This window comes from Bacillus cereus group sp. BfR-BA-01382, from assembly GCF_022663475.1.
Classification (GTDB): domain Bacteria; phylum Bacillota; class Bacilli; order Bacillales; family Bacillaceae_G; genus Bacillus_A; species Bacillus_A thuringiensis_S.
In genome coordinates this window covers 1-9,394 of the sequence record NZ_JAKUFQ010000152.1, presented here as the reverse complement: position 1 = coordinate 9,394, position 9,394 = coordinate 1, and the positions used below count along the sequence as shown (strand labels likewise).

Here is a 9,394-nt window from a genome sequence, read left to right as displayed (position 1 = left end):
CTTGTGCATCAAGATAAGAACGAAAAGTAGCAGAACTGTTTTTACTAATTAAATCTCCTGCTTGTCCTGCGATACGTCCGTTTTTAGCAGAAGCCTCTGCAATTGCACTTGTTAATTCAGAACCGTTTGCTAGTTCTATTACTTCGCCACGACTGTTTTTAATTTTATGTTTAAATTTCATATGTGACTTCCTCCTTTAAGGTAGTAAAACTTCTACTGTTTTTTTCGTACTGTTAACCAAGTAAACATAAGAACCATTTGCAGCAGCTGCCTTTTTGACTCCACCGTTCCCATCAGCAACAACTGAATCACCAATAGCAATCGCTCCACTGCAAGGGAATTCTGCATTACGAGAATAACCATATACATGCACACCTAAAGGGGCATCTTTGGATTTAACTGTATGCTTTGCGGTCATGACAATCGCATCATCAGCAGCTGCTTTCTTGGCATGATACGCTCCTGTAGTAGCAAATTTTAAAGGTGTACCTGCTTTAACAGGACTTTCTGAAGTTGCATCTTGTGCGAATACAGTGAGTGATAAACCATAACTATCTGGTACAATACCGCCTACTTTGTTAAACATTATTTATTACCTCCTTCAAATCGTTCTGAAACAATTACATCGTCTTCTGGATCTCCTCCACCTAATGGATCTCCACCAACTTGACGACCAGGTGTGAAACGTTCTTTGGCCATTGCTTCATAAGTATCAATTTCTTCTTTTACAAAATCTAAATCAGCAGCACGAACTAACATTTGACGATATTTTTCAGCATCGAATTTGTCGCCTTGAGCTCTGGTACGTGCCTCAACAGCTTTATTTACCATATCTGCAGCATAAGTACGCCCTTGCTCTGCTTCCTCTTTTAACTGCTTAACACCCTCTACTGTGGCGTTATCACCAAGCGCATTACGAATAGCGATATCATCTGGTTGACGGAAAGTTTCTCCTTCTTCCCCAAGTAATTTATAAATTTCTCGTTTTTCAACTTTGTTTTCTCGAATAGCTTCAGTAATTTGTTGTAATAATCCCATGCTACGTGCCCCCTTTGAATTTTTAGACATAAAAAATGAACGCTTATTATCATCCAAGCGAACTTGGAACTGGCGTTCTAGTCTTTCGATATTTTGTTGTGATAGTTGCCCCTGCTGCACATATTCACGCGCTTTATCAATATAGGCTCCTGGTGTCGAACCTTTGTATACAGTAGATACTTCTCGTAAATGAGCATCTACAATCCAAGAAAATGAAATTCGCTCGTTCTCATCCTCCAAACCAGGAATATGAGGACATTCCCAATCCCATAAATCACGGCCACATGATCCGCATCGATATGACATTTTATCTCCACCAAATCCAACTGACATATCTCTAATAATGCCAGCTTTCATTGCTCTAATAGTGTCATCTGTATTCTCACCATTTAAAGTGAGTCCTCGCATAATGTACCAGTGCCCTCTTACTGCATTGAGACTATTTGCATCATCTGCAGCAGGGACAAGAATACCATCATAGCTACGGCCATATGGAACTAAAGAGATATCATGACCATTTAATAATGAAACACCTGTTTTTAAATCTTCTGCATAATTTCGTAATGTTGTAGTTGGGTCCATTCTTGTAAAATATGAATCTAATCTATCATTTGAGCAATTACCACTAAACGTAAATATTTCATCCATAGTAACAGGCTCAATTGTATGACGATTAATAAGTTCTAAATCAACATCTTGGTTCTGCTCAAGACTTAAACGAACTGGTAGATGTAAAACCTGTGCTGCTTCACTCATAAATCGTTCACCTCCTCTCAAATAGCGTAGATTTAGTTACGTGCAACTGCAGAATTAGCCCACATTACAGCAGTTTCTAAATTAGTTAAAGCAACTGATTTTTCACGAGAAGCAGGACATAGTTCATCGATTAAGTATGCAAATTCTTTAGCCTTTTCTCGTAAAGCCTCATATTTCTCTGGTTGTCCTTCTTCTGGAGAATGATAACTAAATGTGTTTTCAATTTGTTCATTTGTTTGTGGCATCGTATAGCCCTCCTATTTTAATTTATCTTCTTCACCTTGCAGAATTCGTTTGTACCAACAACGACAACAAATCAGATTACTAGCAGTAGCTCCTTGAGAATCATCTCCAGGGAACATCAGTTTCTCTAGGTTACCTTGTCCATTTGCTACTTCAAACGGTTTGTCAAATGGTTGAATCTGTCCATTAGCATCATAATGACCAGGACGCGTTCTATCTGGTTGCCTTGCAGAACGCCATTCTTTTCCTATTACCATTCCACTTTGATCATCAGAGTGAAACTGCCCTGCACGAGAAGCGTTTATTACTTCTGTACGAGCTATTGTAGTTGCCCTGGTGTCACTAAATTCAAAGGATTCTTGCAGCGCATCGGAAAACTTCTGGATTGTATAATTACCTTCTGCTGCTACATCCCAGAGAGTCATAATAACAGCTTCATCCGTTGTACCTTGTATAAGTTCTGCACTTTTATATGCACGATTAGCAAGCCACCGGAGCAGCTTCTCATCACGGAAGTTAAAATTAAGCTCTGGATCAATCTCAAATAAGTTTTCTTCACCGGCTACTAATCCAGCTTGCTCAGACCATTTATACGCTAACTCGTTCCATTCTTCTATTTCTTGAGTAGAATCACCGAGAATATGTTTACGAACCCATTCAATAAACGCTTTAATTGGTTCTAGAATTCGCTCTTCTTTTGGCATACGCTGTATATCTAACAACATACGGGTGGGAACCTCTGGTGCTTCTTGTAACCTATCAATATATTTTTCTAACTGTTCTTGCAGTAAAGAATGCATTTCCTCACGTGCATTTGTTGTGATTTTTGCAATCTCAGAAGACCAAGGTAAATCCATTTCTTTTACATACTCATCTTCCTCAGAATCAGCACGCATATTAATTTCTTTTTTCATCTGCCGCCGCTTACTTCTTTCTACTATAGGTGGAACAGAGGGAGCTTGCGGTTCTGCTACTGCATCATGGCCAACCATGTGCTGTGCTGCTTCATTGTTATCAATCCAACCTGCAGCAACCTGAGCTTGTTTTGTTTCTGTTTCAATCTTCTCAGCATTTGCTTCTTTTTCGCGGTCATTAACCCGTATTGAATTAAAAGTAAGTCTAGCCTTAGATTGTTTGCCATGCACCTGCAGAGCTACGTTATAAGCACGCTCTAATAAACGCTTAATCCCACGCTGCATGTTTTCAATACCTGCTACATAGATTTGCCATTGAATAGTACCATGTGTCTCTGTAGTTCCCTCATTTCTACCTAATAAAATAGGCAGCTGCTTCAATGCAGTAGTTACACGTTGGTTAATTACATCAATAACTTTAGTAACATCCATAGATTTACCTTGTATACCACCTGTGATATTTACTTCTACGCTGTCAGTATGGTAAAAATCATCGTCTGGTTCTAATTCACTCATCATACTTATTACTTCGTCTATATAACCTCGGACGTATTGCTGAACCGCTTCAGGATCACCTTGTATATGTGGTGGTATATTTTTCATTATGGACTCTTCAACAATTTTAATATCATACCGAGCATGTCCTTGATGGTGCACTACCTTTTGTAAATCACGTAAAACTTGCACCTGGAAAAAGATAATTTGCAATATCGGCAGGATAGGAGAGCGTCCATATGGATCATTTACGTCTGGATCAAGAGGGAAATAGAATACCTGTTCTTGATTTAAGACCTTATATTCCCCGTTGTCCTGCTTCTGAACTAACTCTAACTGTTTATCTTCTTTGTTAAAACGGAAATCTAAAGTAGAAGGGTCTATTGCATGGAAATCAACTACACCATCTATACCTTCCGTTAATTCTACTTCTAATGCAATTGCACCTTGAGTAATCGCAGTGAGGAATAGTACACCAATCAGCTGATCTGTACCGCCTCCATACATTTTTCCTACTCGTTTAGCAATATCATTAAGTACTTCCTGTGCTGCCTTGTCTGGTTTACCAGTAGGTTTTAAGCATTCTAATTCATGCCCACTATTACCCAATCGAATAAAGTTCCATATCGCCATACTCGCATCCGGATCAATGTCACGTATCATTCTCAGACTTTCCATAACATCTTTTGTCCGGTACTCAGAACGTCGTATAGGCCCGTTATACCACATGAATTGTTGTTCCCATTTGTTCTGTGTTTGTTTACCACCTTGAAATCCTTTTACAGAAGAACGAACAGCTGCAGAAACATTTGCTCTTAACTTATCGTTTCTCTTGTTTTTCTTACCAGAGAACCAATTTCTAATGCCCATAATATTCACCTCCTCTTAATTCCCCCAATAACAGGAGCAACAACATACTTCGTTTCCTGTAGTGCATTCCATCTATTTAAAGCTTGTGATGTACCATCCACCTGGTCATCATTCTTACCATTTGGAAACACGATAAATTCTTCGATAAAATCATGAATCCAAGGAGCTATTGATGGATCTGGTAGATACACATTACCTGCTTCGAATTGCGGTGCTGCAGCTTGTGCTCTTGCAATTTTTCCACCCTCCGGATTAACCCCTATTATGCCTGGTATTTCTCTTTGGAGAGTTTGTATAACTGCCGAACCGTTTGCCTTATCTTCTATAAGTTTTACTCCTGCACGTGGCCATTTAGCAGTCAGGGCTCTTATTGCTCGTAATGTAGCAGGAAAATCCATTCTGTCTCTTACTTGGTCTAATAAATACTTATCAGCACCTCGTTTACCCCATACTTGGCCAACAACAAAGTCACTTGATTCTGTATCTTTAAAAGTACAGTCCCAAGACTGCATTTGTTCGCTTATATCTGATGGTATTTCTGTATAAAACTTAACAAACCACGGACGTTTAAATATTGCTCCTTCCCCTGGGCTTGGTCTTTGTTGAAACAGAGAAGACCAAGTACGAGTGCCTACCTCAATTTTCTTATTTTTTGCCCACTTTTCATCATATCCAAGCTCTGGGCATAAAGGTTCTCCAATTTTACGTCCAAGTAAATCATCCTCATCTTCTGCAATAGCAGGTAAACGAAGTCTAATCCAATCGTGAGGACTTCTCTCTAATAAACGACCAATAATATCATCTTCATGCCAGCGCGTCATAATAACAATGACAGAAGCCCCTTTATGTAGACGTGTAGAAAGTGTAGACTCCCACTCATCCCATACGTTTTCACGAATAGTAGGAGAATTTGCCTCAGCTGCATTTTTAAACGGGTCATCTATAATAAGTAAATCTGCACCTTGTCCAGTAATAGAACCGCCAATACCCGTTGCAATCATTCCACCTTTATGATCCTGGAGTGACCAGTCGTTCTTTGCAGCATTATCATCTGATAATCTGTATCCAAATAACTCATCACCAAAGTTGGCCACTTTTTGTTTATTTAAACGACCAAACTTTCTAGCTAAATTATCTGAATACGAAGCAACAATTACACGCTTCTCTGGATTTTTACCAATAAAAAAAGACGGGAATGATTCCGTCGTTGTCATTGACTTACCATGCCGTGGTGGCATTTCAATTAATACATATAACTGCTCACCATCTGCAATTCGCTGCAGTGTATCACATATTAATCTGGTGTGCCTAAAGTGTCGGTAATTACCGAAATGGACGTATTCTACATACTCAGCAAATGACCTTCTGGCAAGTTCTTTCTTAATAACCTCAAGTGTCGGTAGTTTTTTTAAGGATGTTTTCAATTTGCTTCAGCTCCTCTACTGACAACTTGCTTAAATCTGTTGTTTGTTCTACTGTTTGTTTCATTTCACCGCTATGATCAAATTCTTTACGGTCACGCCATGTGTCTTGTTTTCTATTCTTTAACCAAAAAATAATAGCAGTCGTATCTGGTGGTACTTGTTTTTTAATACGTTTTACTTCAACGTCTTGAAAAACATCCTCTTCAACTTCCTGCCGCATGGTAATAACTTCTTCATACGTGTATCCAAGCGCCTTTTTCAAAAGAGCATTTTCTACTTCACGATCTACAACCTCTTTACCTTTAGCTAATGCCCTTGTAATTAGTGGGTGTTTCTTTTTCCAGTTACTAAGCGTGGCGCGACTGATACCGATGTTTTTGGCAATCTGTTCGTCTACAAGTCCATCACGTGCCCATCCTTCTATTTTTAGTAACCCTTCTTTTGTCAGCCATGTATGTACCTTACCTTTGGCCATAACCACCACCTCACTATAATATCTAAATGATTTTATGGAAAATTAAGAATATACATTTACCAAATTAATACAAGTTGTTATAATAAAGTTAACATTGTCATCCGGAAAAGTAATTCGTCCCCAATACGAATTACTTTTCCGTTTTTTATGTTTGCTACTTCAAAAACTCGTCCATTGTTTTATCAAGCAACCTAATCATCGCTGCTCTTCGTTCACGCGGAGTTGTATTATCATATAACTCGTTGTGAATATCACTTACTTTGGCCAACTTCTGAGGATCAACATACTTAGTTACCTCTTCATGCCCACCAAGCATCATAATTGTATTACCTATAACAACCGCTTGTTCTTGTTGATCTAGTTTCATTGTTCATCCTCCTCTTCCTCTGACAAACTATCAATAATCTTATTTAAAACACTAACTGTCGCTTCACCGCATTGTCTTGCTGTTGATTTTTGAGTGGATTCCTCAAATAATTCTGATAAACGATTTATATCAACGTGAGGAGCCAATGCATCCTCTCCAAATGTCGAAAGAATTGAAGATGCGATTGCAATCTTTTCAATTTTGGATAACTCTAGCATTTATCATTCTCCCTCTTCACAAAATAAAAAAAGCAGCATTTAATCATTTACATCCGAAACAAATTCTTTTTGATACGTCTTCTGCTTCACAATAAACATCTAAATCAGTCCAATAACTTTCATCATAACGATATTCCTTTAAGTGATCTGTAGGCCATCCTAATTTTTTATAATTAGCAAGAACTCCATCATAATCTTTATTTCTAGCGTCTTCTCTAAATCTTCTGGAAGCTAGTTCTTCTGCTCTCTCATGGTTTTCCGCAATGACATACACATGTATTTGGCTATATCCTGTATATCCATTCGTCACATAATAAAGATTCATTTTCTTTCTTTTCTTCAAATATCGTTTCTTTTTCATAAAAACCACTCCAAAAAGAATCTTATTTTTAAAATAGTGGTAGGGAATTTGTTGCATGCATGGGAAATGAATAGATATTCAAAATGACTGCCGATAAGAATACTTATGTAAACAAGATTTTCGGGAAATATGCTGTCATATCAACGTTTGTTGCACTTTTGAGAACTTCCACTTACAACATATTTTATACATTGTTGATTTTACGCTGTTTTTACCCTCATACACCTGCTTTTCCTTGCATAAATTTAACTATGTTAACTATCTCTATTTTTGTTAAGTTTATCTTCTAAAACCTTCAATCCATAATCCGATGCAAACTATAGCCCAAGCAAGAGAATCTTTAAATTTATGAAACATTCCTCTCACCTCCTAAATGCAACACGTTTGCGCTTATCTTTCCTTAACAACAAACAAGACGCCACCCAGATCACGGCAGCGCCTACGATAATTGCTATTGGTTTAATCATTATGCTTTTCGTATTTCCCTTCTACACCTTGCGCTTTACGTTTTGCCGAGCGTTCATCTAACCATTTTTTCGCTCGCTTTAAATGGTGCATTGCCATTGTGTTTTCATTACACGGAAATCTTCCATTTTGGAATCCTTGCAATCTATCATGTAATACTTGAATCACTTCTTCAATCTGCGCACCATTCACTCCATTCTCTTGAATTGGTCCTTCTTGAAATTTGATATCAATATATGAGTTATCCACTATACCTCATCCTTTCCTTTTTTAGGTGTCTAATTTGTCTAATAAAGCTGCGTACATTCGGTTACTCTGATTATCCATCTAACATAGATAGATGGGCTTTAATGTGTAATTTTTATATAACAAAGAAAAGCACCCATTATGGATGCTATAGTTCACTCTTTAGATAAGGAATACTAACGATTTTATTGTTGCTTAATGGTATGGTGACTGCTCTTAATTCCTTAACGGCTGCTTCATCACTTAAATTGCTATTTCTTAACTGTTTCTCTAACAATTCGTTGTTCGCTATAATTGTTATTTCTACATTTTCTTTATTACTCATATCCTCATCCTTTCTTTAAAAAAGAAACCGCCACTATTAAAATGACGGTTCTTTTACGGCTTATAAAAATATTAAAGGGGATGGGAGAAATTCACGTTCGAGCATAAGGGGATATGTCTTTGTGAATCAAAGGTCAAGATCACTCTCAACCTTCTCTCAGCCACCGCATCAACTAGTATGGCTACACGCCCTGTGGTCAGTGACTGAGAGAAGACTAAAAATAGTCCTCCCTCTGAATAGGAATGGTCAATACTTCGGCTGTCGCATGGCCTTCGCTGACCGCTATCGAATTATAAAGGATTTATATCAAGACGTTTGCACTTCTTCCGACGCCTTTTAAACAAGTGGTGTACTTGTTTTGATTTTCACTACATGAGAACCAACTCCTTTATTAAATGATTTGCAGCAATGAGACTCGCAACATCCCACCACATATTGTGTATTGAAAAAAACGTTCCTATAGAATCTATATACGAGCAAACACTGGGTCACCCAAAACAGATACCATCGGAACAGGTCTCGGTAACCTTTCATATATAGGTGGCTTTTTGACGACAAATTTCGACATTTTTTTCAAAAAAGAATTCTAAGATATACAAAATAAACTTCCGTTTAATCTTTCACCAATCTTTTTATCTGCTCTTTTTAAATACTCTTGGATAGTAGTTCTCTTTACACCTAAATAATTGGAAATCTTTTCCTGAGTGAAACCATGCCCTCTAGACATTACATATATTTCCTTTTCTCTTTCTGTAAGAGTTGATAATGCATCTTCTAGCTGTATACGATCCCATTCAGATATGACACTCTCTTTCGCTTCCGTATCCCATTCATACACTGGCATTACCGTACTACGTGTATATCTTTGCATTAATAACGGATCACACGGTCTCTCGCGCTGATATGCGGCCCTACGTTCAATACCTCGGCGATTACCTGGCTTCTTTGCTGTACACATCCACTCTATTGCATATTCTATATCTGATATCATTTCACCAATTATTTCTGTATCCTTTTCTGTAGCACCTTTCTTTGATAATTCTAATTGCTTTAGCGTTTCCTTGTACTGCTTTATTAACTCTTTCATAAGCCAGGTTCCTCCTTTTATATAAAAAAGAGGACGCTGGCTATGTATAGGAAGAAATCTCATCTTAAACATAAACAACGTCCTCTAAATGCGGACTATTACTTTTATTA

General features: G+C 37.8%; 13 protein-coding genes. All 13 read right to left on the bottom strand.

All coding sequences use genetic code 11. From position 1 onward, the window contains the following. Positions 1-181, bottom strand: a 181-nt coding sequence (locus tag MR160_RS31600; protein WP_242299028.1) for a hypothetical protein, incomplete at its 3' end; no start/stop codon positions are given. A 15-nt stretch (positions 182-196) separates the two neighbouring features. Further along, positions 197-586, bottom strand: a complete 390-nt coding sequence (locus tag MR160_RS31595; protein WP_242299027.1) for a hypothetical protein — start codon at positions 584-586, stop codon at positions 197-199. Next, positions 586-1,794, bottom strand: coding sequence for an HK97 family phage prohead protease (locus tag MR160_RS31590; RefSeq protein WP_242299026.1), 1,209 nt, complete (start codon positions 1,792-1,794; stop codon positions 586-588). Before MR160_RS31590 ends, MR160_RS31595 begins: the two co-directional genes overlap by 1 nt. Before the next feature lie 32 nt (positions 1,795-1,826). Further along, the gene (locus tag MR160_RS31585) at positions 1,827-2,039 is read right to left on the bottom strand and encodes an Acb2/Tad1 domain-containing protein (RefSeq protein WP_242299025.1); all 213 of its coding nucleotides are present in this window, start codon (positions 2,037-2,039) and stop codon (positions 1,827-1,829) included. Between the two features lie 12 nt (positions 2,040-2,051). Beyond that, a complete protein-coding gene (locus MR160_RS31580; RefSeq protein WP_242299024.1) occupies positions 2,052-4,316 on the bottom strand; it encodes a phage minor head protein in 2,265 nt (754 codons plus the stop codon). Positions 4,317-4,321: 5 nt separating this feature from the next. Beyond that, positions 4,322-5,740, bottom strand: a complete 1,419-nt coding sequence (terL, locus tag MR160_RS31575; protein WP_242299023.1) for a phage terminase large subunit — start codon at positions 5,738-5,740, stop codon at positions 4,322-4,324. After that, complete coding sequence (locus tag MR160_RS31570) at positions 5,706-6,215, bottom strand: hypothetical protein (RefSeq protein ID WP_242299022.1); 510 nt, start codon at positions 6,213-6,215, stop codon at positions 5,706-5,708. Before MR160_RS31570 ends, terL begins: the two co-directional genes overlap by 35 nt. A 154-nt stretch (positions 6,216-6,369) precedes the next feature. Beyond that, positions 6,370-6,582 carry a hypothetical protein gene (locus MR160_RS31565; RefSeq protein ID WP_043937563.1) on the bottom strand — a complete coding sequence of 71 codons (213 nt, stop codon included), beginning with the start codon at positions 6,580-6,582 and terminating at the stop codon, positions 6,370-6,372. Then, positions 6,579-6,800: a hypothetical protein gene (locus tag MR160_RS31560; protein WP_242299021.1), complete on the bottom strand. Its 222-nt coding sequence runs from the start codon at positions 6,798-6,800 to the stop codon at positions 6,579-6,581. Before MR160_RS31560 ends, MR160_RS31565 begins: the two co-directional genes overlap by 4 nt. Positions 6,801-6,843: 43 nt before the next feature. Beyond that, positions 6,844-7,161 (bottom strand): hypothetical protein, encoded by a 318-nt coding sequence (locus MR160_RS31555; RefSeq protein WP_242299020.1) that lies wholly within the window; start codon positions 7,159-7,161, stop codon positions 6,844-6,846. A gap of 459 nt (positions 7,162-7,620) precedes the next feature. After that, a complete protein-coding gene (locus MR160_RS31550; protein ID WP_242299019.1) occupies positions 7,621-7,875 on the bottom strand; it encodes an Acb2/Tad1 domain-containing protein in 255 nt (84 codons plus the stop codon). A gap of 145 nt (positions 7,876-8,020) precedes the next feature. Further along, entirely contained in the window at positions 8,021-8,197 is a 177-nt protein-coding gene (locus MR160_RS31545) for a hypothetical protein (protein WP_242299018.1), read from the bottom strand. A gap of 586 nt (positions 8,198-8,783) precedes the next feature. Then, a complete protein-coding gene (locus MR160_RS31540) occupies positions 8,784-9,284 on the bottom strand; it encodes a sigma-70 family RNA polymerase sigma factor (protein ID WP_242299017.1) in 501 nt (166 codons plus the stop codon). Between the last annotated feature and the right edge of the window lie 110 nt (positions 9,285-9,394).